Annotated in this window: 25 protein-coding genes and 1 tRNA gene; 17 read left to right on the forward strand and 9 right to left on the reverse strand. The window is 68.4% G+C overall.

Annotated features, from left to right (window positions below):
* Positions 1 to 418: 418 nt before the first annotated feature.
* Both IG194_RS22120 and IG194_RS22125 read right to left on the reverse strand, forming a co-directional pair.
* The gene (locus tag IG194_RS22120) at positions 419 to 1015 is read right to left on the reverse strand and encodes a Yip1 family protein (RefSeq protein ID WP_009618488.1); all 597 of its coding nucleotides are present in this window, start codon (positions 1013 to 1015) and stop codon (positions 419 to 421) included.
* 161 nt (positions 1016 to 1176) lie between these two features.
* Positions 1177 to 1773, reverse strand: coding sequence for a DNA-J related domain-containing protein (locus IG194_RS22125; RefSeq protein ID WP_058488764.1), 597 nt, complete (start codon positions 1771 to 1773; stop codon positions 1177 to 1179).
* 89 nt (positions 1774 to 1862) lie between these two features.
* Here IG194_RS22125 and ttcA point away from each other — a divergent pair, with 89 nt between their 5' ends.
* Positions 1863 to 2690, forward strand: a complete 828-nt coding sequence (ttcA, locus tag IG194_RS22130; protein ID WP_058488765.1) for a tRNA 2-thiocytidine(32) synthetase TtcA — start codon at positions 1863 to 1865, stop codon at positions 2688 to 2690.
* Positions 2691 to 2703: 13 nt separating this feature from the next.
* Positions 2704 to 3375 carry a DNA-3-methyladenine glycosylase I gene (locus IG194_RS22135; protein WP_043314198.1) on the forward strand — a complete coding sequence of 224 codons (672 nt, stop codon included), beginning with the start codon at positions 2704 to 2706 and terminating at the stop codon, positions 3373 to 3375.
* Here IG194_RS22135 and IG194_RS22140 read toward each other — a convergent pair.
* Complete coding sequence (locus tag IG194_RS22140) at positions 3372 to 4787, reverse strand: basic amino acid/polyamine antiporter (protein ID WP_058488766.1); 1416 nt, start codon at positions 4785 to 4787, stop codon at positions 3372 to 3374. The genes IG194_RS22135 and IG194_RS22140 overlap by 4 nt on opposite strands.
* A gap of 122 nt (positions 4788 to 4909) precedes the next feature.
* Complete coding sequence (gene ddaH / locus IG194_RS22145; RefSeq protein ID WP_058488767.1) at positions 4910 to 5674, reverse strand: dimethylargininase; 765 nt, start codon at positions 5672 to 5674, stop codon at positions 4910 to 4912.
* Positions 5675 to 5851: 177 nt separating this feature from the next.
* Here ddaH and IG194_RS22150 point away from each other — a divergent pair, with 177 nt between their 5' ends.
* The 6 genes from IG194_RS22150 to IG194_RS22175 all read left to right on the forward strand — a co-directional run bounded on the left by IG194_RS22150 (position 5852) and on the right by IG194_RS22175 (position 10148).
* Positions 5852 to 7246 (forward strand): sigma-54 interaction domain-containing protein, encoded by a 1395-nt coding sequence (locus IG194_RS22150; RefSeq protein WP_058488768.1) that lies wholly within the window; start codon positions 5852 to 5854, stop codon positions 7244 to 7246.
* 13 nt (positions 7247 to 7259) lie between these two features.
* Positions 7260 to 8024 (forward strand): NAD-dependent deacylase, encoded by a 765-nt coding sequence (locus IG194_RS22155; protein WP_058488769.1) that lies wholly within the window; start codon positions 7260 to 7262, stop codon positions 8022 to 8024.
* 65 nt (positions 8025 to 8089) lie between these two features.
* Positions 8090 to 8722, forward strand: a complete 633-nt coding sequence (locus IG194_RS22160) for a C40 family peptidase (RefSeq protein ID WP_089391873.1) — start codon at positions 8090 to 8092, stop codon at positions 8720 to 8722.
* 82 nt (positions 8723 to 8804) lie between these two features.
* Positions 8805 to 9335: a C40 family peptidase gene (locus IG194_RS22165; RefSeq protein ID WP_043314203.1), complete on the forward strand. Its 531-nt coding sequence runs from the start codon at positions 8805 to 8807 to the stop codon at positions 9333 to 9335.
* A 16-nt stretch (positions 9336 to 9351) separates the two neighbouring features.
* Positions 9352 to 10014 (forward strand): class I SAM-dependent methyltransferase, encoded by a 663-nt coding sequence (locus IG194_RS22170; protein WP_058488770.1) that lies wholly within the window; start codon positions 9352 to 9354, stop codon positions 10012 to 10014.
* A 58-nt stretch (positions 10015 to 10072) separates the two neighbouring features.
* Positions 10073 to 10148 (forward strand) — tRNA-Ala (locus IG194_RS22175).
* A gap of 54 nt (positions 10149 to 10202) precedes the next feature.
* Here the strand turns inward: IG194_RS22175 and IG194_RS22180 are convergent.
* The 5 genes from IG194_RS22180 to IG194_RS22200 all read right to left on the reverse strand — a co-directional run bounded on the left by IG194_RS22180 (position 10203) and on the right by IG194_RS22200 (position 14377).
* On the reverse strand, positions 10203 to 10901 hold the full coding sequence (locus IG194_RS22180) for a pirin family protein (RefSeq protein WP_058488771.1): 699 nt from the start codon (positions 10899 to 10901) through the stop codon (positions 10203 to 10205).
* Positions 10902 to 11030: 129 nt separating this feature from the next.
* Positions 11031 to 11795, reverse strand: coding sequence for an L-cystine ABC transporter ATP-binding protein TcyN (gene tcyN, locus IG194_RS22185; protein ID WP_009618464.1), 765 nt, complete (start codon positions 11793 to 11795; stop codon positions 11031 to 11033).
* Positions 11792 to 12463 (reverse strand): cystine ABC transporter permease, encoded by a 672-nt coding sequence (gene tcyL / locus IG194_RS22190; protein ID WP_024128231.1) that lies wholly within the window; start codon positions 12461 to 12463, stop codon positions 11792 to 11794. Before tcyL ends, tcyN begins: the two co-directional genes overlap by 4 nt.
* Entirely contained in the window at positions 12463 to 13266 is an 804-nt protein-coding gene (gene tcyJ, locus IG194_RS22195; RefSeq protein WP_009618462.1) for a cystine ABC transporter substrate-binding protein, read from the reverse strand. The genes tcyL and tcyJ overlap by 1 nt, the downstream gene beginning before the upstream one ends.
* 112 nt (positions 13267 to 13378) lie before the next feature.
* Complete coding sequence (locus tag IG194_RS22200; RefSeq protein WP_058488772.1) at positions 13379 to 14377, reverse strand: D-cysteine desulfhydrase; 999 nt, start codon at positions 14375 to 14377, stop codon at positions 13379 to 13381.
* A 192-nt stretch (positions 14378 to 14569) separates the two neighbouring features.
* Between IG194_RS22200 and hflK (IG194_RS22205) the strand changes: the two genes are divergently transcribed.
* From hflK (IG194_RS22205) to IG194_RS22245, 9 genes are all read left to right on the forward strand, one after another.
* Positions 14570 to 16543: a protease modulator HflK gene (gene hflK / locus IG194_RS22205; RefSeq protein ID WP_058488773.1), complete on the forward strand. Its 1974-nt coding sequence runs from the start codon at positions 14570 to 14572 to the stop codon at positions 16541 to 16543.
* Positions 16540 to 17565, forward strand: coding sequence for a protease modulator HflC (gene hflC, locus IG194_RS22210; protein ID WP_058488774.1), 1026 nt, complete (start codon positions 16540 to 16542; stop codon positions 17563 to 17565). Before hflK (IG194_RS22205) ends, hflC begins: the two co-directional genes overlap by 4 nt.
* Positions 17558 to 18583 carry a protease modulator HflK gene (gene hflK / locus IG194_RS22215; RefSeq protein ID WP_058488775.1) on the forward strand — a complete coding sequence of 342 codons (1026 nt, stop codon included), beginning with the start codon at positions 17558 to 17560 and terminating at the stop codon, positions 18581 to 18583. The genes hflC and hflK (IG194_RS22215) overlap by 8 nt, the downstream gene beginning before the upstream one ends.
* Before the next feature lie 99 nt (positions 18584 to 18682).
* Positions 18683 to 19171, forward strand: a complete 489-nt coding sequence (locus IG194_RS22220; RefSeq protein ID WP_009618457.1) for a hypothetical protein — start codon at positions 18683 to 18685, stop codon at positions 19169 to 19171.
* Positions 19172 to 19183: 12 nt separating this feature from the next.
* Positions 19184 to 21154 carry a cation-translocating P-type ATPase gene (locus tag IG194_RS22225; protein WP_058488776.1) on the forward strand — a complete coding sequence of 657 codons (1971 nt, stop codon included), beginning with the start codon at positions 19184 to 19186 and terminating at the stop codon, positions 21152 to 21154.
* A 69-nt stretch (positions 21155 to 21223) separates the two neighbouring features.
* Positions 21224 to 21427 (forward strand): hypothetical protein, encoded by a 204-nt coding sequence (locus tag IG194_RS22230; RefSeq protein ID WP_009618454.1) that lies wholly within the window; start codon positions 21224 to 21226, stop codon positions 21425 to 21427.
* A gap of 103 nt (positions 21428 to 21530) precedes the next feature.
* The gene (locus IG194_RS22235; RefSeq protein ID WP_009618451.1) at positions 21531 to 21788 is read left to right on the forward strand and encodes a hypothetical protein; all 258 of its coding nucleotides are present in this window, start codon (positions 21531 to 21533) and stop codon (positions 21786 to 21788) included.
* Positions 21789 to 21790: 2 nt separating this feature from the next.
* On the forward strand, positions 21791 to 22558 hold the full coding sequence (cobF, locus tag IG194_RS22240; RefSeq protein WP_058489732.1) for a precorrin-6A synthase (deacetylating): 768 nt from the start codon (positions 21791 to 21793) through the stop codon (positions 22556 to 22558).
* Between the two features lie 90 nt (positions 22559 to 22648).
* Positions 22649 to 23674 carry a Fic family protein gene (locus IG194_RS22245; protein WP_058488777.1) on the forward strand — a complete coding sequence of 342 codons (1026 nt, stop codon included), beginning with the start codon at positions 22649 to 22651 and terminating at the stop codon, positions 23672 to 23674.
* Positions 23675 to 23821: the final 147 nt, after the last annotated feature.

Consider the following 23821-nt stretch of genomic DNA (forward strand, 5'->3'; position numbering starts at 1 on the left):
CAGGCGCCGGCGTTGTGCAGGCCGCTCGTCTGCCGTGCAGGTTCGGGCAAGCGGCAGGGAGTTTCAGGCAAGGAAGAGCAGGTGTTGTAGGAGCGAGCTTGCTCGCGAACGGAGTTTGCCGGCGGCGTAGGTGCCAGGTTCAAGAGCGCCCTCTCCCCAGCCCTCGGCTGCGCGCCCCGCCCTGAAGGGAGAGGGGGCTTGTCCGTGCCGAGAGAAGTGATGGTTTCAGCCGGAACCTGCCGGGCTGACCGGCTGACGCCATAACGCCAGATTCTGCCCAACGGTCCCCTCTCCCTTCAGGGAGAGGGTTAGGGAGAGGGGGAGGACTTCGACAACGCTCTGTGGCCAAGCCAGAAACCAAACCCCAAAAAACGAAAACCGGGCCCCCAGGGCCCGGTCTGCCTTCGCTAGTCAAGCCTCAGGTATATTCCGGCCCCACCCCGCTCCCCCAGAGGATCACCGACAGCGCGATCATCGCCACCAGCACCACCAGGCCCACCGCCAGCACCGAGCTGGAGAACAGGAAGCCTTCGTCCTTGGGAATGTTCATGAAGGTCGGGATGCCGACGTACAGCAGGTAGACCGTGTAGCAGATCGCCGCGGTGCCTATGACCATGCCCAGCCACAGGTGCGGGTAGAGCGCGGCCACGCCGCCGATGAACAGCGGGGTCGCCGTGTAGGCGGCGAACACGATGCACTGGGTCATGCTCGGAGTGGCGTCGTAGGTGCGCGCCATCCAGTGGATGAAGGCGCCCATGACGGCGACGCCGGCGAGCATCGCCACGTAGGTGAGCACGGTGAGCTGGATCGCGCTCGCCGGTGTCAACTTGACCGGTCCCGCGCTGCCCAGCACCCAACCCACCTGGGTGGTGCCAATGTAGGCGCAGATGACCGGGATGGCAGCCAATATCAGCACATGGGTCAGGTACATGTGGCTGATGCTTTCTTCTTCGCCGCGGATTTCCTGCCATTCCTGATCGGGATGGGTGAAGAGCCCCCACACATGATGGATCATCTCGGCAACCTCCTCGTTATTATGCAGGCCGCCTCCCAGCGCCGCGCCGGGGACGCATGGCCAGCGCCTTCCGGTGCCCGTCAGACTCGTGCGACCTTGTGTCGCAGTATAGGAAAGCCCCGAAGGCCGCGTCCTGCCTGAGGTTAGAGCAAATCGGAGCTTCATGGGCGGCTGTAATAGCGCTCGAGAATTTCCATCGCCTTGTTGATCGACTGCAGGCGCGTGGTGCTGCCGCCGCGGTCCGGGTGGTGCTGGCTGACCAGTTGGCGGTAGCGCAGCTTGATCAGCGCGTAGTCCACCGGGCCGTCTTCCAGCTCGAACAGGGCCAGCGCGGCGGCCTTCTCGCCGTCGCCCTGCATGCGTGTCCAGAAGCTTTCCAGCAGCTTCTCCACGTCGCGCTCGGTGGTGTCGCGCAGGTTGCTTTCGTCCAGGTAGTAGTCGCGCAGCGGGTCGCTCTCCACCAGGCCCGGCGCGCCGGGTTGCCAGGGCAGCAGGCTGATCTGCAGCGGGCCGATCTGCAGGAAGCCGGCCTCGTCGGCGCAAAGCTTATCGCGCAGGCGGTAGAGGGCGTTGAACACCAGGAAGTGGGTGCGGAACAGCACCAGCTTGTCCAGCAGCGGCAGGTGCGGGACATGGGTGGAATGCCGCGCCTTCAGCTGCTGGATCAACTGATATTCGGAAAGGCCTTCAGGGGCCTCGCGCAGCAGTTCGAGCAACTGCCCGGCGAGGTCGAGGCGGGCGTCGAGGTCGGGTGTCATGGGCATGAGCCTAGCATCAGGCTACCGATGAAGGCGGGGTGCGCGTAAAATAACCAGCTTTTCGTCTTCCCCCCGGATTCCACAGCACCATGGCCAGCACCCTTTCGGTCAACCAGAACAAACTGCAGAAACGCCTGCGCCGCCAGGTCGGCGAGGCCATCGCCGACTTCAACATGATCGAGGACGGCGACAAGGTCATGGTCTGCCTGTCCGGCGGGAAGGACAGCTACACCCTGCTCGACATCCTGCTGTACCTGCAGAAAGTCGCGCCGATCAAGTTCGAGATCGTCGCGGTGAACATGGACCAGAAGCAGCCCGGCTTCCCCGAGCACGTGCTGCCGGCCTACCTGGAGTCCATCGGCGTGCAGTACCACATCATCGAGAAGGACACCTATTCGGTGGTGAAGGAGAAGATCCCCGAGGGCAAGACCACCTGCTCGCTGTGCTCGCGCCTGCGCCGCGGCACCCTCTACACCTACGCCGACGAAATCGGCGCGACCAAGATGGCGCTGGGGCACCACCGCGACGACATCCTCGAGACCTTCTTCCTCAACATGTTCTACGGCGGCACCCTCAAGGCCATGCCGCCCAAGCTGCTGTCCGACGACGGCCGCAACGTGGTGATCCGGCCGTTGGCCTACTGCAACGAGAAGGACATCGAGGCCTACTCGGTGCTCAAGGAATTCCCGATCATTCCCTGCAACCTCTGCGGTTCGCAGGAGAACCTGCAGCGCCAGGTGGTCAAGGAAATGCTGCTGGAATGGGAGCGCAAGACCCCCGGCCGCACCGAGATCATGTTCCGCGCCCTGCAGAACGTGGTGCCCTCGCAACTGGCCGACCGCAACCTGTTCGACTTCGCCAGCCTGCGTATCGACGACAACGCCACGCCGCGCTTCGTCGACGTGATGAACCTGTAATAAAGGAAGGGCGATGCGCGACTACCAATGGCTGCACGAATACTGCCTGAACCGCTTCGGCTCGGCGGCGGCGCTGGAGGCGCGCCTGCCGCAGCCCAAGAGCCCGGCCGAACTGGCCGCGGTGAGCGATGACCGCTACCTGTCGCTGATCAGCCTGCGCATCTTCCGCGCCGGCCTCAAGCACAGCCTGGTGGACGCCAAGTGGCCGGCCTTCGAGGAAGTGTTCTTCGGCTTCGACCCGCAGAAGGTGGTGCTCATGGGCGGCGAGCGCCTGGAGAACCTGATGCAGGACACCCGCCTGATCCGCCACCTGGGCAAGCTCAAGAGCGTGCCGCGCAACGCCCAGATGATCCTCGACATTGCCCATGAGCACGGCAGCTTCGGCAAGCTGCTGGCGGACTGGCCGGTGACCGACATCGTCGGCCTGTGGAAGCTGCTGGCCAAGCGCGGCAACCAGCTGGGCGGGCTGTCGGCGCCGCGCTTCCTGCGCATGGCCGGCAAGGACACCTTCATCCCCAGCGACGACGTGGTCGCCGCGCTCAAGGCCCAGGAAATCGTCGACAAGGCGCCCACCAGCCAGAAGGACCTCGCCGCCGTGCAGGCCGCCTTCAACGCCTGGCACGAGCAGAGCGGCCGGCCGCTGTGCCAGCTCTCGATGATGCTGTCGTACACCGTCAACCACTAGAGCCCCAGGCGGCCGCTGCCGACCATCCACAGCGCGGCCAGCGCCAGGGCCAGCACCAGCGCGCCCAGCGCCCGCTCCCCGGTGTTGCCGAAGGCCGCCAGGCCGCGCTGGCGCCGGGCGTGGACGAAGAAGCCCAGCCCCGGGGCGTAGAGAATCATCGACAGCAGCAGGTACTTCAGGCCGGCGGCATACAGCAGCCAGACGCCGTAGAGCGTGCCCAGCGTCGCCATCGCCAGCAGCGCCGGGCTCGGCTGCCGCAGCACGCGCTTGAGGCAGAAGCCGGCACACAGCAGGTAGGGGATCAGCGCCATCGAGGTGGCCAGCTGGATCAGCGCGTTGTAGCCGGAGGCGTTGAGGAAGGCGACCAGCAGCAGCGCCGAGATCAGCGCGTTGGTCAGCCACAGCGCCGGGGCTGGCGTATCCACGTCGTTGGTCCTGCCGAACAGCGCCGGCGCGGTGTGCCCTTCGCCGCGGCTGGCCAGGTAGAGCATCTCCACCGCCAGCATGGTCCAGGCCAGCAGCGCGCCGCCCACCGAAACGATCAGGCCGGCGTTGATCAGCGTGGCGCCCCAGGGGCCCACGGCCGCGGCCATCACCTGGGCCATCGACGGGTTCTTCATCTGCGCCAGCTCGTGCTGCGGCACCACCCCCAGCGACAGCACCGAGACGCAGACCAGCAACAGCAGGGTGATGACGAAACCGAGCAGGGTGGCCCGGCTGACGTCGGCCGCGCGCCGCGCGTGGCTGGCATAGACGGTGGCGCTTTCGATGCCGAGGAAGACCCACACGGTGTACAGCATGGTGGTTTCCACCTGGCGGGTGACGCTGCCCAGCGCCGGGCTGCCCCAGAAGTCCAGGCGGAACACCTCGACGCGGAAGGCCAGGGCGACGCAGAGGATGAACAGGGCGATGGGCACCACCTTGGCCAGGGTGACGATGGCGTTGGTGATGGCCGCGTTGTGCACCCCGTGCAGGACGAAGGCGTGCATCAGCCAGAGCACCGCCAGCTCGCCGAGCAGCGCCGGCCAGGTGGTGCCGTCGCCGAAGAAGGCCAGCGCGCCGAACGAACCCAGGGCGCTGAACAGCACGACGAGGTAGCCGACGTTGCCGACCCAGGCGGAAATCCAGTAACCCCAGGCGGCATTGAAGCCCAGGTACTCGCCGAAGCCCTCGCGGGCGTAGCCGTAGACGCCGTCGTCCAGTTCCGGGCAGGTGGTCGACAGCCACTGGAAGACCCGCGTCAGCGTCAGCATGCCGACGAAGGTGATGCCCCAGGCGATGAGAATGGCCCCGGCGCCGGCGCCTTCGGCCATGTTCTGCGGCAGGCTGAAGATACCGCTGCCGATGATGCCGCCCACCACCAGGGCGGTCAGCGCCGGCAGGCCGAGTTTTCCTTTATCCGAAATCGACATCTTGCGCCTCCGAAACGGCAACCGGTGGCGTGGCGGCACTTGCCGCCACGCATGACGCCGACGCAGGGGAGGGGGCCCGCGCCGGCGCGACGGGCCGGCAGGCCCGCCGCTGGAGCGGCCGTTCAGAAGCGCAGGGACATGCAGCTGACGCCGCCGTCGATCTTGCGGTACTCGGAGGTGTCGACCTCGATCACCCGGTAGCCGAGGTCGGCGATCTTCTGCCGCGTGCGCGGGTAGCCGGCGGGCATGATCACCCGTTCGTTGACCCAGATGCAGTTGGCCGCGTAGGCCTCCTCCTCGGGGATCTCGACGATGTTCAGGTGCTGGAACTCCGGCTTGTCGACGAACTCGCCGGCAGCCAGCAGGTTGCCGTGTTCCAGGTAGGCCAGCCCGGTCTTCAGGTGCAGCACCTTCTCCAGGCGCACTACCGAGCCGGTGAAGCCGTGCTTGGCGAGGAGGGCGATCATCTGCCGGGCGCCCTCGGCGTTGGTCCGCGCCGATTCGCCGATGTAGAAGTGCTCGCCGACCATCATGATGTCGCCGGCTTCCACCGTGCCGGGCGCCTCGATGCGCTCGACCTTGCCCGGATAGAAGCGCTGGATGGTCTCCTCGATGATCGCGGTCTCGCCGCGCCGCGACTCGGCGCCAGGGCGGGTGATGATGGCGCAGCGCGAGGTGCAGAGCACCGGGTCCTCGACGAACACCGAGTCGGGGAAACGCTCGTCCGGCGGCAGCAGGGTGATGTCCAGGTCGCAGGTCTGCAGCGCGCGGATGTAGGCGTTGTGCTGCTCCAGGGCCCTGGCGAAGTCCGGTTTGCCCAGGTGGCTGGAGGTCAGGCCGTCGACCAGGCTGCTGGCCGGGGTGCGGGCGATGATGTGCTTGAACATGGCATTTCCTCTTGCAGGTGGATGCTTGCCGCGTTGCAAGGCGTGCGCCAGGCGGGCCGGCGTGTCGCAGACGGTTTTCCTGGCCTGGCGTTGACCCGCAGCGGGGCGGGCTCGCGCGCTTTCGTCGAAACTGGGACAGTTGTCGAAAACCGGACGGATATAAAAGGCTGGGCTGCCATGGCTGTTGTCGAGAATGCGACGGTTCCTACGGAAAAGGACGAATTGCGCTGGCTGGTGGACAGCCTGGCGCCGATCTTCGATGGGCTGCGGCAACCGGTCACGGTGGTCGACACCCAGGGGCGTTTCGTCTACTACAACCAGGCCAGCGGCCTGCTCGACGGCCTCGATCCGCGGCAGGCGCTGGGCATGCACGTGCTGCAGAGCGCGCCTTGGCTGGAGGCGGAGCAGAGCACCTTGCTGCGTTGCCTGGCCCAGGAGCGGCCATCCATCGATACGCTGCAGGCCTATGTCGGCGCCGGCGGCGAGCTGCTGCAGTACCGGCACCGGGCGATCCCGCTGCATGGCCGCGGCGGCCAGTTGCTCGGGGCGATGGAGGTGGGCGAGGTGGTGGCGGAATGCGCCGCAACGGACGACGAGCCGGACTGCCCGCCGATCCTCAGCGTCACCCCCGGCCTGCAGCGGCAGTTGCAGCGTCTGGACATCTTCGCCGCGACCGACCTGCCGCTGCTGATCCATGGCGAGACCGGCACCGGCAAGGAACTCTTCGCCCGCCGCGCCCACGCCCTCAGCCCGCGGCGCAACGGCCCGATGATCAGCCTGAACTGCGCGGCCATCCCCGAGACGCTGCTGGAGAGCACCCTGTTCGGCACCACCCGCGGCGCCTTCACCGGCGCCGAGAACCGCAAGGGCATGTTCGCCCTGGCCGAAGGTGGCACGCTGTTCCTCGACGAGATCAACTCCATGCCCATGGCCCTGCAGAGCAAGCTGCTGCGCGTGCTGCAGGACGGCAGTTATCTGCCGCTGGGCGGCCTGCGGCCGATGCGCGCGGACGTGCGCCTGGTCGCCGCGAGCAACCAGGCGCCGCGCCAGGCGATCGCCGAGGGGCGCCTGCGCGAGGATCTCTACTACCGGCTGGAGGTCGGTTGCCTGAGCATTCCGCCGCTGCGCGAGCGCCCGGCTGACGTCGAGCTGCTGGCCCGGGCCTTCGTGCGCCGCGACGCGCGCAGCCTGAACCCGCGGGTGACGGCCCTGGGGCCGCGGGCGCTGGCGCGCCTGCAGGCCTGCGCCTGGCCGGGCAACGTGCGCCAGCTGGAAAACGTGATCCGCCGCAGCCTGCTGCTGCATGGCCAGGGCGGACTGGTGCTTGACGAGGTGGTCTTCGCCGACGAGGAATCGCAGGACATGGCGGTGGCCGGAGACGAGTCGCCGGCGCTGGGCCTGCGCGAGAGGCTGGCGGAACAGGAGCGCAAGCTGATAGAAGAGGCCTTGCGCCGGGCGCGGGGCAACCTCTCGCAGGCCGCCGCCAGCCTGCGCATCCCACGGACGACGCTGCTGGGGCGCCTGCAGCGCCTGGCCATACGGCACCCACCCGCTGGCGACACGCCGGCCTGACAGGAACCCGCTCATGGACTCATCAATGGCCGCGCTCGTCCACGCCGTGCAGGCCGCCGAACGCATCCTGGTGATCACCGGCGCCGGCCTCTCGGCGGATTCCGGCATGCCCACCTACCGTGGCCTGGGCGGCCTGTACAACGGCGTGACCGAGGAGGGCATCGCCATCGAGCAGGCCATCTCCGGGCCCATGCTGCGGCGTGACCCGGCGCTGTGCTGGAAGTACCTGGCGCAACTCGGCCGGGCCTGCCTCGCGGCAGCGCCCAACGCCGGCCACGAGGCCATCGCCGAACTGCAGCGGCGCAAGCCGGAGTGCTGGGTGCTGACGCAGAACATCGACGGTTTCCACCGCCAGGCGGGCTCGCCGCTGGAGCGGCTGATCGAGATCCACGGCGAGCTGCGGCCGCTGTACTGCCAGTCGTGCGGGGCCGAGAGCGATGAGCTGGAGGAACACCTGCAGCGTCCGCTGCCACCGCGATGCGCGGTCTGTGGCGGTGTACTGAGGCCGCCGGTGGTGCTGTTCGAGGAGATGTTGCCGGAGGCGGCGATCGACAGCCTCTACGGCGAATTGCGCAAAGGCTTCGAACTCGTGCTGCTGGTGGGGACCACGGCGAGCTTCCCCTACATCGTCGAGCCGGTGCTGCGCACACGGGCCGCCGGCGGCTTCGTCGCCGAGGTGAATCCGGCGCCGACCGACCTCAGTTCGAGGGTCGATGTAAAAATTGCAGGACGAGCCTTAGACATTCTGCCGCAACTGATAGGTCACATTTCGCGATAAAAAACTTGCATCGGCTCGATCGAGCGGGCAAATTAGCGCGCTAATGGAACTAATGAGACACGGTCGTGCCCATGCTTAGACGCTTCGCACCCCTCGTGCCCATGAGTTTCGTCTTGCTGCTGGCCGCTTGCGCCAGCCATTCGCCAGAGTCCCAGCCGGGTCAACAGCAGGTCGCCGTAGAGCAGGCCACCCGCAGCTGGGCTCAGATTGACCACCATCAGGCAACGCTGGCGGATGTAGAAGACGAGGGGGCAGGAAATGATAACGGGAACCCGTCAGGGCGGGTTTCCAGCATTCTGGATCGCGCATTCGAACTGATCGGCACGCCGTATCGCTTCGGGGGCCGTTCGGAAAAAACCGGTTTCGATTGCAGCGGCTTCGTCGGCTACCTGTTCCGCGAAGAGGCTGGGATCAAGCTGCCGCGTTCCACGCGCGAGATGATCACCATGGACGTCCCGCTGGTCTCCAAGGAAGACCTGCAACCGGGCGACCTGATCTTCTTCAACAACCGTGGTCGCGGACGTGTGAGCCACGCCGGCATCTACATCGGCGATGGCCAGTTCATCCACTCCGCCAGCCGCCGCGGCGGTGGTGTACGGGTGGACAACCTGGACGACAGCTACTGGCGCCTGAGCTACATGGAAGCCAAGCGCGTCCTGGAGCCGGGTTACCAGGCGCAACAGACGGTAACGCGCTAATCTTAAAGTTTTACTTTAAGTATTGCGCTTAAGCGTTTGACGGTGCAAAGTGATGGCATTCCTGAACAGGGGATGCCATCACATGCATACCTCCCTCCGCATCATCACCCTCGCACTCGTTTCCCTGCTGGCCGCCTGCGCCAGCCATACGCCGCCCGCGCCGCCTCCGGTGGTCTACGCGCCCTCGAACAACTTCAGCGATTCCCAGGCTGCGGACGACGTGCTGATCCGTGCCATCGGCCTGGTGGGTACGCCCTATCGCTGGGGCGGCAATACCCCGGATGGCGGTTTCGACTGCAGCGGCCTGATCGGCTACGTCTACCGCGACGCCACCGGCCTGCAACTGCCGCGCTCCACCCGCGAGATGATCGGCATGCGCGCCCCCGTGGTCGGCCGCGAAGGCCTGCAGAGCGGCGACCTGGTGTTCTTCGCCACCAACGGTGGACGCAACGTCAGCCATGCGGGTATCTATGTCGGCGAGGGGCGCTTTGTGCATGCGCCCAGAACGGGCGGGACCGTACGCCTGGACAGCCTCGACAGCCCCTACTGGCAGCGGGCCTTCCTGGAAGCCAAGCGCGTCCTCGCGGTACAGAGCCTCGCCCTCCACCCCTGATCTCCAGGAGGGCCACATGACCACCCGTACGCTCAACCTCGACGACGCGCTCTACCAGTACCTGCTCGATACCTCCCTGCGCGACACCCCGCTGAAGGCGCGCCTGCGCGAGGAAACCGCCGCCCTGCCCACGGCGCGCTGGCAGATCGCCCCCGAACAAGGCCAGTTCCTGGCCCTGCTGGTCAAGCTGACCGGCGCCCGGCGCATCCTCGAAGTGGGCACCTTCACCGGCTACAGCGCCCTGTGCATGGCCGAGGCGCTGCCCGAAGACGGCCACATCCTCTGCTGCGACCTGCCCGGCGACTACAACGCCACGGCGCAGTCCTACTGGCGCGAAGCCGGCGTCGACAGCCGCATCGAACTGCGCCTGGGCCCTGCGCTGGACACCCTGGCCGGCCTGGAAAGGGCAGGGCAGGCGGGCAGCTTCGACATCGCCTTCATCGACGCCGACAAGGCCAACTACCCACGCTACCTGGAACACGCCCTGACCCTGCTGCGCCAGGGCGGCCTGGCGATCTTCGACAACGTGCTGTGGAGCGGCCGGGTACTCGAAACCAACCCGCAAAGCGCCGACACCCGCGCCATCCAGCAACTGAACCTGGCACTGAAAAGCGACGCGCGGGTGGACTATTCGCTGCTGCCGCTGGGCGATGGCATGGGGCTGTGCCGCAAGCGCTGAGCACCCGCGCAAGGGGCATTGCCTGGCGTCGCCGGCTGGGCTAGATTCTGCCTACCTCGGGCCGATAGCTCAGCTGGGAGAGCGCCGCGTTCGCAATGCGGAGGTCGGGAGTTCGATCCTCCTTCGGTCCACCAGACGAATGAAAAAGGGCACGCAAACGCGTGCCCTTTTTCGTTTCGCCACGGCCCTCAGGCAACATCCACCAGAATCACCTCGCTGTCCTCCAGCGCCGTCACCTTCACCACCGCTTCCTCGGCGATGGCCGCGCCGTCGCGGGCTTCCAGGACCACGCCGTTGACTTCCACCTTGCCAGCCGCCGGCACCAGGTAGGCGCGGCGGTCGTTGCCCAGGGCGTATTCGGCGCTCTGGCCGGCCTTCAGGGTGGCGGCGGCCAGGCGGCCGTCGGCGCGGATGCGCAGGGTGTCCTCGTCGTTTTCGTCGCCGCTGGCGAGGATCACGAAGCGGCCGGCGCGGTCGCCTTTGGGGAACGGCTTGGCGCCCCAGGACGGCGTGCCGCCGCGTTGCGTCGGCAGGATCCAGATCTGGAAGATCCTGGTCACGTCCTGCTCCAGGTTGTATTCGGAGTGGACGATGCCGCTGCCGGCGCTCATCACCTGCACGTCGCCCGCTTCGGTACGGCCCTTGTTGCCCAGGCTGTCCTGGTGGGTGATCGCCCCCTGGCGCACGTAGGTGATGATTTCCATCTCGCGGTGCGGGTGCGGCGGGAAGCCGGTGCCCGGGTCGATCTCGTCGTCGTTCCAGACGCGCAGGTTGCCCCAGCTCATGCGCTCGGGGTCGTAGTACTCGGCGAAGGAGAAGTGGTGCTTGGCGTTCAGCCAGCCGTGGTGGGCGCCGCCGAGCTGGGCGAAGGGTCTGCGTTCGATCATGGGATCAGTCCTCTTGGGGCGCCGGGCCGGCGAGTCGGCCGGCCTGCGCGGTTCATGGAGGCTATGTTGATCCCGCTTTAGTCGATATAAAAGCGCAAATATCCGAACTTTCATATCGGCTTATTTGATTTATTCAGGTCGCCCCTGGTCGGGATTGAGGAACTTGCTGAGGAACTGCCGGGTGCGTTCCTCGCGGGGCTGGGCGAACAGCGTCTTGGCGTCGCCCTGTTCGACGATCACGCCCTTGTCGATGAAGATCGCCCGGTTGGCGACGTCGCGGGCGAAGCTCATCTCGTGGGTGACGATGACCATGGTGCGCTTTTCCTGGGCCAGGCCGCGGATGGTCGCCAGCACTTCGCCGACCAGCTCCGGGTCGAGCGCCGAGGTGGGTTCGTCGAAGAGGATCACGTCCGGCTGCATGGCCAGGGCCCGGGCGATGGCCACGCGCTGCTGCTGGCCGCCGGAGAGGCGCTTGGGATAGGCGTCTTCCTTGCCGGCCAGGCCGACCTTCGCCAGCAATTGGCGGGCGCGTTGCACGGCGCTGTCGCGGGGCTCCTTCTTGACGATCACCGGGCCTTCGATGACGTTTTCCAGCGCGGTGCGGTGGGGGAACAGGTTGAAGTTCTGGAACACGAAGCCGACGTGCTGGCGCAGCTTGCGGATCAGCCCCTGCTGCGGCTTGAGCGGGCGCGAGGCGTCGATCTCGATGTCGCCGACGCGGATGGTCCCGCCGTTGGGGATTTCCAGCAGGTTCAGGCAGCGCAGCAGGGTGGTCTTGCCCGAGCCGCTGGGGCCGATGATCGCCACCACCTCGCCGGCCGCGACCGACAGGTCGATGCCCTTGAGCACTTCCTGGCCGCGGAACTGCTTGGTGAGCTTGCGTACCTCGATCATGCCTCGTGCTCCCGGTCATGGCGGTTGACCCGCTCTTCCAGGCGGTTCTGCAGGTGCGCCAGGACGCTGGCGAGCACCCAGTAGATGAGCGCGGCGGTGAGGTACATGGTGAACACCTCAAAGGTCCGCGCGGTGATCAGCTGCGCCTGGCGGAACAGCTCCGGCACCTGGATGGTGGCGGCCAGGGCGGTGTCCTTGACCAGCGAGATGAAGCTGTTGCCCAGCGGCGGCAGGGCGGTGCGCGCGGCCTGCGGCAGCACCACCCGGCGCAGCGTCTGGGCGCGCGTCATGCCGATGCTGGAGGCTGCCTCCCACTGGCCGCGATCGATGGAGCCGATGGCGGCGCGGAGGATCTCGCAGACGTAGGCGGCCATGTTCAGCGAGAAGCCGATCAGCGCCGCCGGCAGCGGGTCAAGCTCCAGGCCCAGCTGCGGCAGGCCGTAGTAGATCATGAACAACTGCACCAGCAGCGGCGTGCCGCGGAAGAACGACACGTAGATGCGCGCCAGCCAGCTGAACAGCGCATGGCCATACAGCCGCGCCAGGGCGAGGATGAACCCCAGCAGCAGGCCGAAGAACATCCCGCCGATGCTGAGGACTACGGTAAAGACCGCGCCCTTGAGCAGGAAGGGCGCGGAATCCAGAGCGAGCTGCAGGCTTTCGTCGATCATTGGGTGACGTCAGCCTGGAACCACTTCTCCGAGAGCTTTTTCAGCGAGCCATCGGCCTTGAACTTCTCGATGGCCTTGTTCAGCGCGCCGAGCAGCTCGGGGTTGCCCTTGCGCAGGGCGATGCCGGCTTCCTGGCGGGCGAAGGGCGCGCCGGTCAGGGCCATGGCGCCCTTGGTCTTGTTGACCATGTCGAAGGCGGCCAGGCGGTCCACCAGGATCACGTCGATGCGCCCGCTGCGCAGGTCCTGGAACTTGGTCGGGTCGTCCTCGTAGGTGCGCACGTCGGCCTGCGGCACGTTCTGCTTCAGCCACTGCTCGTAGTTGGTGCCCAGGCCCACGCCGACCTTCACCCCGGCGAGCTTCTCGGGCGTGTCGTACTTGCTTTCGTCGCCCTTGCGCACCAGGGCCTGGATGCCGGAGACGGTGTAGGGCTCGGAGAAGTCGTACTTCTTCTTGCGCTCCTCGGAGATGGTCACCTGGTTGATCACCACGTCCAGGCGCTTGGACTCCAGGGCGGCGAGGATGCCATCCCACTTGGTCGGCTGGAGCTTGGCCTTCACCCCCAGTTCCTTGGCCAGCAGCTCGGCGAAGTCCACTTCGAAGCCGGACAGCTTGCCGTTCTCGTCGACGAAGCTGAAGGGCGGGTAGGTGCCTTCCAGGCCGACCTTGATCGCGCCGTTGCCCTGGATCTGTTTGAGCAGGTCCTCGTCGGCCGAGGCCTGCTGGCCGAGGAAGCTGGCGCCGAGGGCCAGGGTCAGGCCGGCGAAGATGAAACCGCGTCGCAGGATGGAGAAGTTCATGGTTGCCCTCGTTCTTGGTGTTTCAAGCAGGTTAGTAGGCTGCGCGACTATAGGGGGTCAATGGTTATGCAATAAAATAATGAAATATCCTGTTCATATAACTTGAATGAATTCACAGCCGCGACGGGTAGGCGAACAGCGCCGGGGCGCCGCCGGTGTGCAGGAACAGCAGCGGGCCTTCGGCGAAGCGGCCGTGAGCCACGCCATCGAGCAGGCCGGCCATGGTCTTGCCGGTGTAGACGGGGTCCAGCAGCAGGCCCTCGGTCGCGGCGAGCAGGCGCACCGCGTCCAGGGTGCCGGCGTTGGGCTCGCCATAGCGCGGGCCGAAGTAGGCGTCCCACAGGTGCACGGCGAAGTGCGCTGCCAGCGGCCGGCCGAGCAGGTCCGCGGTGCGTTGCGCCAGGCCTTCCACCTTGGGCCGCTGGGTGGCGTCGGGACGCGAGACGGTAACGCCGATCACCGGGGTTTCCGGCAGCGCTTCGGCCAGCGCCAGGGCCAGCCCGGCGTGGGTGCCGGCGCTGCCGGAAGCGAGCACCACGGCGGCGAAGTGCCGGCCGCCGGCGCGCACCTGCTCGGCCAGCTCCAGGCCGGCACGCACGTAGCCCAGGGCACCGAGGGCGTTGGAGCCGCCGATGGGCACCAGGTAGGGCTTGCGCCCCTGGGCGCGCAGGCGCTCGCAGGCGTCCTGCAGCAGGGCGTCGGCGTCGTCGAGGTTGGCGACCGCTTCCACCTGGGTGCCGAACAGGTCCAGCAGCAGGCGGTTGCCGTTGCCCAGGTAGTTGGCGTCGTCGGTGCCGATGGGGTTTTCCAGCAGGGCCAGGCTGCCCAGGCCCAGGCGCGCGGCCAGCGCCGCGGTCTGGCGCGCGTGGTTGGACTGGATGGCGCCGGCGGTCACCAGCACGTCGGCGCCGGCGGCGAGGGCATCGGCGGCGAGGTACTCCAGCTTGCGCACCTTGTTGCCGCCCATGGCCAGCGGGGTGAGGTCGTCGCGCTTGACGAAGAGCTCCCGGCCCAGCTGCGCCGACAGGCGCTCCAGCTTGTCCAGCGGGGTCGGGGCGCCGACCAGGTCGAGGCGGGGGAAGCGGGCGAGGGCGTCGCGCAGGGAGCTCATCGGAGGGGACCTCGGCGGTACTTGAACGATCCGCCAAGATAGAACGGGGCAGGGGCGCGCGGCAATTCGCCGGCGGGGCTTTTCTTTGCGCCGCGTCTCGACGAGAATTTCACGCCGATTGTTATAAGGTTACATTTTGTTTCCCTGCGCGCCGATGTACCGGCTGGCCCCCTGGCCGCCTCTGGAGTTGTGATGCGAGTCGACCTGGACACCGCGGGCGAGGACCTGCAGGCGCTGCCGCGCTTCCAGCAGGCCGCGGTGCATGCCCGGCGCCTGTTCGCCCTGGCCCTGGGCAGCGGCCTGCTGGCCGCGCTGTTGTTCCTCCTGGCGATCCTCATCGGTCTGTTCGCCGCCCGCTCGCCCTGGCTGCCGCTGTTGTGCAACAACGCCGCGGCCTTGCTGCTGCTGGCCGCGGCGGCGCAGTCGGCCTGGCGCGTCGACGCCTGGCGGGCGCTCGCCCTGGGACAGGAGCCTTCGCTGCGCTGGTTCGGCGGGCGTGAGACGGCGGACGAACCGCTAGCCCCCGAGGCGCTGAGCGCCTATGACCGCTTCCTCGACAGCATCGGCCGTGGCATCCGTTCGCTGCTGCGGCGCATCGGCCCGGGCGCGCTCTGGCTGGCGGGGCTCTGCGTCGCCGCGCTGCTGGTGATCCGCGCCGGCTGGAGCCTGGCGCTGCCGGGCGCCGACCTTGGCCAGGCGGCTTATGTCGGCGCCGGGCTGTTGTTGCTGGGCGCCTTCGGCCTGCTGGTGCTGGAGCGCCACTTCGCCGCCAGCGGCGAGGCCCGGTGGCCGGAAGCCGCCGCCCTGGCGCCGCTGCTGCGGCTGGTCATCGCCGTGCAGCTGCTGTCGCTGCCCGGCCTGCTGTTCGCCAGCGCCGACAACCTCTGGCCGGTGCGCCTGCTAGTATTGCTCGGCTTGCTGCCCGCCGCGGTGGCCGTGGAGTTGCTGGCGCGCGCGGTGTTTTCCGCCTTCCTGCCGCAACGCGAGCGCGAGGAGCCGCGCCTGGTCGGCCGCAGCCTGGTGGCCGGGCAACTGCGCTGGCCGCCGCGGCCGCTGCAGTTCCTGCAGGACGAGCTGCAGCAGCGCTTCGGCATCGATCTGCGCCAGGTCTGGGCGTTCGCTTTCATGCGTCGCGCCTTTCTGCCGGTGGCCGCGCTGGTGGCGCTGGTCGGCTGGCTGCTCAGCGGCATACACGAGGTGTCCCTGGACGGCCGCGGTGTCTACGAGCGCTTCGGCAAGCCCGAGGCGGTGCTGCAGCCGGGCCTGCATGTTGGCTTGCCCTGGCCGTTCGGGCGGGTGATCGCGGTGGAGAACGGTGTGATCCACGAACTGGCCACCTCCGGCGATTCCGCCGTCGCCGACCCGCCGGGCCCGGCCGAAGGCCCCGCGCCGGACAGCGCCAACCGCCTATGGGATGCCTCCCACCGCAGCGAGAAATCCCAGGTGATCGCCAGCGCCGCCGAGGGCAAGCAGAGCTTCCAGGTGGTCAATATGGACGTGCGCTTCGTCTACCGCATCGGCCTGGACGATGCTGCGGCCCTGGCGGCGACCTACAACAGCGCCGACGTGCCGGCGCTGATCCGCAGCACCGCCAGCCGCGTGCTGGTCCACGATTTCGCCTCGCGCACCCTGGACGGCGTCCTCGGCGGCGAGCGCGAGGCCCTGGCGCAGGACATCGGCAAGGCCGTGCAGGCCGACCTCGACGAGCTGCACAGCGGCGTGGAAATCCTCGCCACCGTGGTCGAGGCCATTCACCCGCCGGCCGGCGCGGCGAACGCCTACCATGGCGTGCAGGCGGCGCAGATCACCGCCCAGGCCCTGATCGCCCGCGAGCGCGGCAAGGCCGCCGAGCAGGGCAACGAGGCCCGCCTGGCCGCCAGCCAGGCGGTGGACAAGGCCAATGCCGACGCCCGCGAGACGCTGGCCGCGGCCCGGGCCGCCGACCTGCGCTTCGGCGCCGAGCGCAAGGCCTGGCAGGACGCCGGCCAGTCGTTCCTGCTGGAACAGTATTTCGCCCGCCTGGGCCAGGGCCTGGGCAATGCCAACGCCCTGGTCATCGACCATCGACTGGGCGCCGGCGATGCGCCGACCCTCGACCTGCGCGGCTATTTCACCGCGCCCTTCGACCCGGCGCGCAAGCCGGCCAAACAGGAGCTCGCCCCTTGAGTTCGTCGCACAGCCACGACCACGCGCACCACGACCACGAGCATGAGCACGGTCACCCCCCTCACGAGCATGAGCACGGCGGCGCCGGGCCCTTGCCCTGGCGGCGCATCGGCCTGGCCGCGCTGCTGGTGCTGTTCGCCGTCGCCACCGCCTGCCTGGTGCAGGTGCGCTCCGGCGAGGCCACGGTCGTCACCCGTTTCGGCAACCCGGTGCGCGTGCTGCTGCAGCCGGGCCTGGCCTGGCGCCTGCCGGTGCCGTTCGAGGCGGCCATCCCGGTGGACCTGCGCCTGCGCACCACCTCCAGCGGCCTGCAGGACGTCGGCACCCGCGACGGCCTGCGCATCATCGTCCAGGCCTACGTGGCCTGGCAGGTGCAGCCCGACGCGGACGACGTGCAGCGCTTCATGCGCGCGGTGCAGAACCAGCCCGACGAGGCGGCGCGGCAGATCCGCACCTTCGTCGGCTCGGCCCTGGAAACCACCGCCAGCGGCTTCGACCTGGCCGACCTGGTGAACACCGACGGCAGCAAGGTGCGCATCGCCGATTTCGAACAGCGCCTGCGCGGGCAGATCGACAAGACCCTGCGCGACACCTACGGCGTGCGCGTGCTGCAGGTGGGCATCGAACGCCTGACGCTGCCCTCGGTGACCCTCGGCGCCACCGTCGACCGCATGCGCGCCGAGCGCGAGACCATCGCCACCGAGCGCACCGCCGAGGGCAAGCGCAAGGCCGCCGAGATCCGCTCCGCCGCCGAGCGCGACGCGCGCATCCTGCAGGCCGACGCCACGGTCAAGGCCGCCGACATCGAGGCGCAGTCCCGCGTCGAGGCGGCGGACATCTACGCCAAGGCCTACGCCGGTTCGCCCGAGCTGTACAACCTGCTGCGCTCGCTGGATACCCTGGGCACCATCGTCAACTCCGGCACCCGCCTGGTCCTGCGCACCGACGCCGCGCCCTTCCGCGTGCTGGTGGACGGCCCGCCGCAACTGCCGGCGCCCAAGCCGGGTGCGCAGCATGAGTGAGCGCGCCGAGGGCGGCAGCCCCTGGCTGCAGGCCGGGCGCCTGGCGTTCGTCGCGCTCTATGGTGTGACGCTGCTGGCGGCGCTCGGCTGGGCGCTGTCCAACGTCCGCGAGATCGGCCCGGACAGCCGCGCTGTGGTGCTGCGCATGGGCGCCCTGCAGCGCATCGCCAACCCCGGCCTGCTGCTGGCCTGGCCGCGGCCCTTCGAGCAGGTGGTGCTGCTGCCGGCGGCCGAGCGCGTCATCGAGCGCCGGGTGGAAACCCTGCTGCGCTCGGCCCAGGCGCAGAAGGCCGACCTCGACGTCAGCCTGGTCAACGACGCCACGGCCGGCTCCGGCTACCTGCTGACCGGCGACGCCGGCGTCGTGCAACTGGACGTGCGGGTGTTCTACAAGGTGGTCGACCCCTACGCCTACGTGCTCCAGGGCGAGCACGTGCTGCCGGCGCTCGACCGCCTGGTGGCGCGCAACGCCGTGAGCGTGTGCGCGGCCCGTGACCTGGACACCATCCTGGTCGCCCGCCCCGAACTGGTCGGCAGCGACAGCGCCGTGGCCGAGCGCCGCGAGCGCCTGCGCGGCGATCTGCAGCAGGGCATCAACCAGAGCCTGGCGGCACTGGCCGCCGCCGGCAGCGGGCTGGGCATCGAGATCGAGCGGGTGGACGTGCAGTCCTCGCTGCCGCGCGAGGCGGTGAGCGCCTTCAACGCCGTGCTCACCGCCAGCCAGTTGGCCGAGCAGAACGTCGCCAGCGCGCAGAACGACGCCGCGCGGCAGACCCAGGCGGCCACCCAGGCCGCCGACCGCACCCTGCAGGTGGCCCGCGCCCAGGCCGGCGAGCGCCTGGCCAAGGCCCATGCCGACACCGCGACCATCACCAGCCTGGCCGCCAGCCAGGACCCCGGCCTGCTGCTGCGTCTGTACCGCGAGCGGGTGCCGGGCATCCTCGGCAAGGCCGGCGCGGTCACCACCGTCGACCCCCGCGACGCCGGCCGCCTGATCCTCCAGGGGCCGCAGCCGTGAAGCAATGGGCGGACAGATGTCACATGGACGCGCTAGGCTCGCCGAGGGCCGCAGGCCCGACACCCACATTCCGAGAAAACACCTAGGGCGGGACACTCCATGAACGCTGTCGCTTACCGGCACTCTTCCACTTCGTCGCGGGGCAACCGCTGGCGCCCCCTGGGCGCGCTGCTGCTGGCCCTGGGCCTGCTGCTCGGCGCCGGCAGCGCCGAGGCCGGCCGCGAACTGCCCTCGGGCATGCTGGTGGGCGTGGTGGACAGCGCCAGCTTCCCGGTCATCACCCTCAAGCGGCCCAAGCCCAACCTGCTCAAGCAGGTGGTCAGCCTGGGCCTGTACCAGAAGACCGTGAGCTACCCGGTGGCGGTCTCGGTGCGCATCCGCAACGAGAACAACCTGTTCATCGTCAACGGCCTGATGCCGCAGCTGAAGGACAAGTTCGTCGCCCTGAAGAGCGGCCTCAGCGGCCAGGTCAACCAGATCTGGGTGCTGACCGAGGCCGAGGCCGAGGAATACGTACAGCGCCCGGACACCCGCTTCCCGCCCCGGGCCACCCTCCTCAAGGACGACGAGACCGCGTCGAGCCAATGACCTGAGCGATAGATGAGCGCACACCACCACCACGGCCATCACCATGGCCACAGCCACGGCCACCTCACCGGGGCCATGCTCAGCCGCGACGAGCAGCGCGCCGCCGCCCGCCAGCTGAGCCTGGCCATGCTTGCCCTCGGCCTGTTGCTGCTCGGCCTGCTCTGGCGCTGGCTGGCGCCGCAGCAGGAAGGCGTGGCGCAGATGCTGCTGGGCGTCGCCTCGCTGCTGGTGGCGGTGCCGGTGCTGCGCTCGGCCGCCGCCAGCCTGCGCCACCCCAGCCTGCACGGCATCACCGACCAGTTGATCGCCCTGGCGATGCTCGGCGCCTGGGCCACCGGCGACCTGCTGACCGCGGCGCTGCTGCCGATCATCATGATCTTCGGCCACGTGCTGGAGGAGCGCAGCGTGATCGGTTCCCAGGAAGCCATCGAGGCCCTCGGCCGCCTGACCCGCAGCCAGGCCCGGCGCATCCGCGCCGACGGCGCCGTGGAGGAAGTGGACAACGCCCAACTGCGCGCCGGCGACCAGGTGGAAGTGCGCGCCGGCGACCGCGTGCCGGCCGACGGCCGGGTGCTGGACGGCCAGGCCAGCCTGGACACCGCGCCCATCACCGGCGAATCGGTGCCGCTGGAGGCGCAGGCCGGGATGGAAGTCTACGGCGGCGCCATCAACCTCGACGGCCTGCTGCGCATCGAGGTGACACGCACCGGCGAGGAATCCACCCTGGGCAAGGTGATCGCCCTGATGCAGCGCGCCGAGCGCGCCAAGCCGCCGATCACCCGCCTGCTGGAACGCTACGCCGGGCGCTACATGGTGCTGGTGCTGCTGATCGCCGCGGTCACCTGGTTCGTCACCAACGACCCCCAGGCCATGCTCGCCGTGCTGGTCGCCGCCTGCCCCTGCGCCCTGGTGCTGTCGGCGCCGGCCACGGCCATCGCCGGCATCGCCGTGGCGGCGCGCCACGGCATCCTGATCCGCAGTTCGGCCTTCCTCGAAGAGCTGGCCGACCTGACCTCGCTGGTGGTCGACAAGACCGGCACCCTGACCCACGGCAGCCTGCGCCTGCAGGCCCTGCGCGGCGAGCCCGGGGAAGACCCGGCGGCGCTGCGCCAACTGGCCGCCAGCCTGGGCGCGGCCAGCAGCCACCCGGTCAGCCGCGCCTTGGCCGCGCTGGTACCCCACGATGCCTACCACCCGCTGGAGGACATCCGCGAACGCCAGGGCCTGGGCGTCATCGCCCACACCCCGCAGGGCGAGGCAGCTCTTGGCCGGCCCGAACTGTTCGCCCAGCTGGGCATCGCCACCGTGCCGGTGCCCGAGCACGACGGCCCCATCGCCGGCCTGGCCCTAGGCGGGCGCTTCCGCGCCTGGCTGCTGCTGGCCGACAGCCTGCGCCCGGAAGCGCCCCAGGCCATGACCGAGCTGCGCGAACTGGGCCTGGGCCGCCAACTGCTGCTCACCGGTGACCGCCAGAGCGTCGCCGAAGGCGTGGCGCGCGAAGTGGGCATCGCCGAAGTCAGCGCCCAGGCGCTGCCCGAAGACAAGCTGCACCGCGTCGGCGAGGAGATCGACAAGGGCTTCCGCCCGCTGGTGGTGGGCGACGGCATCAACGACTCGCTGGCGCTCAAGGCCGGCGTGGTGGGTGTGGCCATGGGCGCCGGCGGCGCCGACATCGCCCTGGCCTCGGCCGACGTGGTGCTGATCGGCAGCGACCTGCGCCGCCTGGGCACCTGCGTGCGGCTGAGCCGCCAGTGCCGGCGCACCCTGCAGGTGAACGTGGCGATCGGCCTGGGCTGGACCCTGGCGATAGTCGCGGCGGCCGCCTTCGGCCTGCTCGGCGCCGCCGGGGCGATGATCGCCGCCGTGCTGCACAACCTCAGCACCCTGCTGGTGCTGGGCAACGCCGGGCGCCTGCTGCGCTTCGACGAAAGCCTCGGTCAGGCGCGCCCGGAGGGGGCTTCCGGGCAGCCGGTCGGCGCCTGAGGAGCAGCGGGCACGGTGCCTATCGGGTATGATGGGCGCCGTTTCCGCATCTTTCACCCGGTCTCTATCATGACTTCCTCGCAACAGCCGCCGCGCGACGACAGCGCGGACACCCCGGCCCAGGCCCCGCTGTCCCTGGCCGAACTGACCCGCGCCGCCCTCGCCGCGCAGAAGGACGCCGCCGCCGGCTACCAGCCGCGCAAGGCCCACGACAAGGATGTACGCCGCCCGCCGGCGCCCCGCGGTTCGCGCCGCTCCATGGGCAAGCGCTGAGCGCCCCGGCGGGGAGCAAATGGCCGCCGGGCTTGTCGAAACAGGCCCGACATCCTCAGAATGACCGGCTCGCACCTTTGCCGGTCGCAGACAAGGAGAGGCAATGAAAGCGATTCCCCTGTTGCTCGGTGCCAGCCTGCTGGTGCTGGGCGGCTGCAAGACCTTCGGCGGCCACTACGAGATAGACGCCGTCGACGCCAACGGGCAGAAGCTCAACAAGAAGTCCTTCCTGGCCCAGGGCAGCGGCATCTACACGGTGCGCAACGCGCTCTGCTCCAGCTACCCCAAGGCCACGGTGATCATCCGTGACATCGACGCCGACCAGGAACTGGAAGGCGAAAGCCCCTACCACTGCAAATGACCATGAAACGACTGCTGCTGATCGGCGTGGGCGCCGGCGACCCCGAGCAACTGACCCTTCAGGCGGTCAAGGCATTGAACCGCGCCGACGTGTTCTTCCTGCTCGACAAGGGCGTCAGCAAGACCAAGCTGCTCGACCTGCGCCGCGACATCTGCGAGCGCTACGTCGAGCGCGGCGATTACCGCGTGGTGGAGGCCGAACTGCCGGAGCGCGAGCGCGGCGTGGCCGACTACGCCGGCAGCGTGGTGGACCTCAACGCGGCCAAGCAGGCGCTGTTCGAGCGGCTGATCGACGAGCACGTGGCCGAAGACGGGTGCGGCGCCTTCCTGGTCTGGGGCGACCCGGCGCTGTACGACAGCAGCATCCGCATCCTCGACGCCATCCTCGCCAGCGGCCGGCTGCGCTTCGACTACGAAGTCATCCCCGGCATCACCAGCGTGCAGGCCCTGGCCGCGCGCCACCGCATCCCGCTCAACCACATAGGCGGCGCGGTGCAGATCACCACCGGCCGCCGCCTGGCCCGCGAAGGCCTGCCCGCCGGCGTGCAGGACGTGGTGGTGATGCTCGACGCCCAGGACAGCTACACCGGCCTGCGCGGCCAGGACCTGGAAATCTTCTGGGGCGCCTACGTCGGTACCCCGGACGAACTGCTGATCGCCGGCCGCCTGGACGAAGTCGCCGAACGCATCCGCGACACCCGCCTGAAGGCCCGCGAGGCCAATGGCTGGATCATGGATACCTATCTGTTGCGGCGGGTGGAGAACCAATAACGTGCGCTCGGTGTTTGCCACGGGTGGCAGTGCCGCCAATGTACGCACTATCGCTTCGGATGCCTGCGCAGACTCGGACCCGATATCGCCATGAAGGCCTATGAACCACCGCTTGCCCTTTCCGCTTCACTGCTGCGATTGGTCGGTGAAATCTGCGAGCGGGTCGGTCGGCTTTCGGTGGGTGGCGACTCGGCATTGACGCCTCAACTACGGCGCGGCAACCGTATCCGTACCATCCAGGCCTCTCTGGCCATCGAAAACAACACCCTCAGCGTCGAGCAGGTCACTGCCGTGCTGGAGGGGAAGCGGGTGCTGGGATTGCCCCGTGAAATCCAGGAAGTGCGCAATGCCTTTCGCGCCTATGAATACCTGCCTTCCTGGCACCCGACCTCTCAACCCGATCTATTGGCAGCCCACGCCAGCCTGATGGAAGGGCTCATCGACGACGCGGGGCATTTTCGACAGGGTGGTGTCGGCATCTACCGGGGTGACCAACTGCTACACATGGCGCCGCCGGCCAACCGTGTCCCGACGCTGGTGGGGCAGTTGCTGGAGTGGCTGGGCCATACGGACTGGCACCCGCTACTGGCGAGTTGTGTTTTTCATTACGAGTTCGAATTCATTCACCCGTTCGCCGATGGCAACGGGCGCATGGGACGACTCTGGCAGACCTTGATACTCAGTCGCTGGAATCCGCTGTTGGCTTACTTGCCGGTGGAGACGGTCATCCATGCCCAGCAGGAGGCCTACTACGCGGCCTTGGCCGAGGCCGATCATGTTGCACAGGCGACGCCTTTCGTTGACTACATGTTGCGGGCATTACTGGCAGCCATGGACGAAGTCGCGCAGACCGAACAAGTAAGCGATCAAGTTACCGATCAAGTGAACGAGAGCGTGCAACAGCTGTTGCAGGCTTTCAACAAGGGAGAAACCCTCAAGTCCTCGGAAATCATGCGCAGGTTGGGGTTGTCGCACCGGCCAACCTTCCGGAAGAACTACCTGGGGCCGGCGATGGTGTCCGGATTGCTGGAAATGACCCAACCGGATTCTCCGCGCAGTCCCCTGCAGTGTTATCGCTTGACCGATCCGGGTTGGCGCAGGCGGGTTTCCGACTAGCCGTGGCGATGGGTATCGCTTCGCTCAACCCATCCTACGAAAGGCGCTCCGTAGGGCGTATAACCGTTCGCGGTTATACGCCGATACGCCGAGGCCATAGCCAACGCCACGGTTGGCCTCGGAGCCGCCGGGGACCGAGGCCGAACG

It is taken from the genome of Pseudomonas sp. ADPe, assembly GCF_014843515.1.
GTDB classification, from domain to species: Bacteria; Pseudomonadota; Gammaproteobacteria; order Pseudomonadales; family Pseudomonadaceae; genus Pseudomonas; species Pseudomonas citronellolis.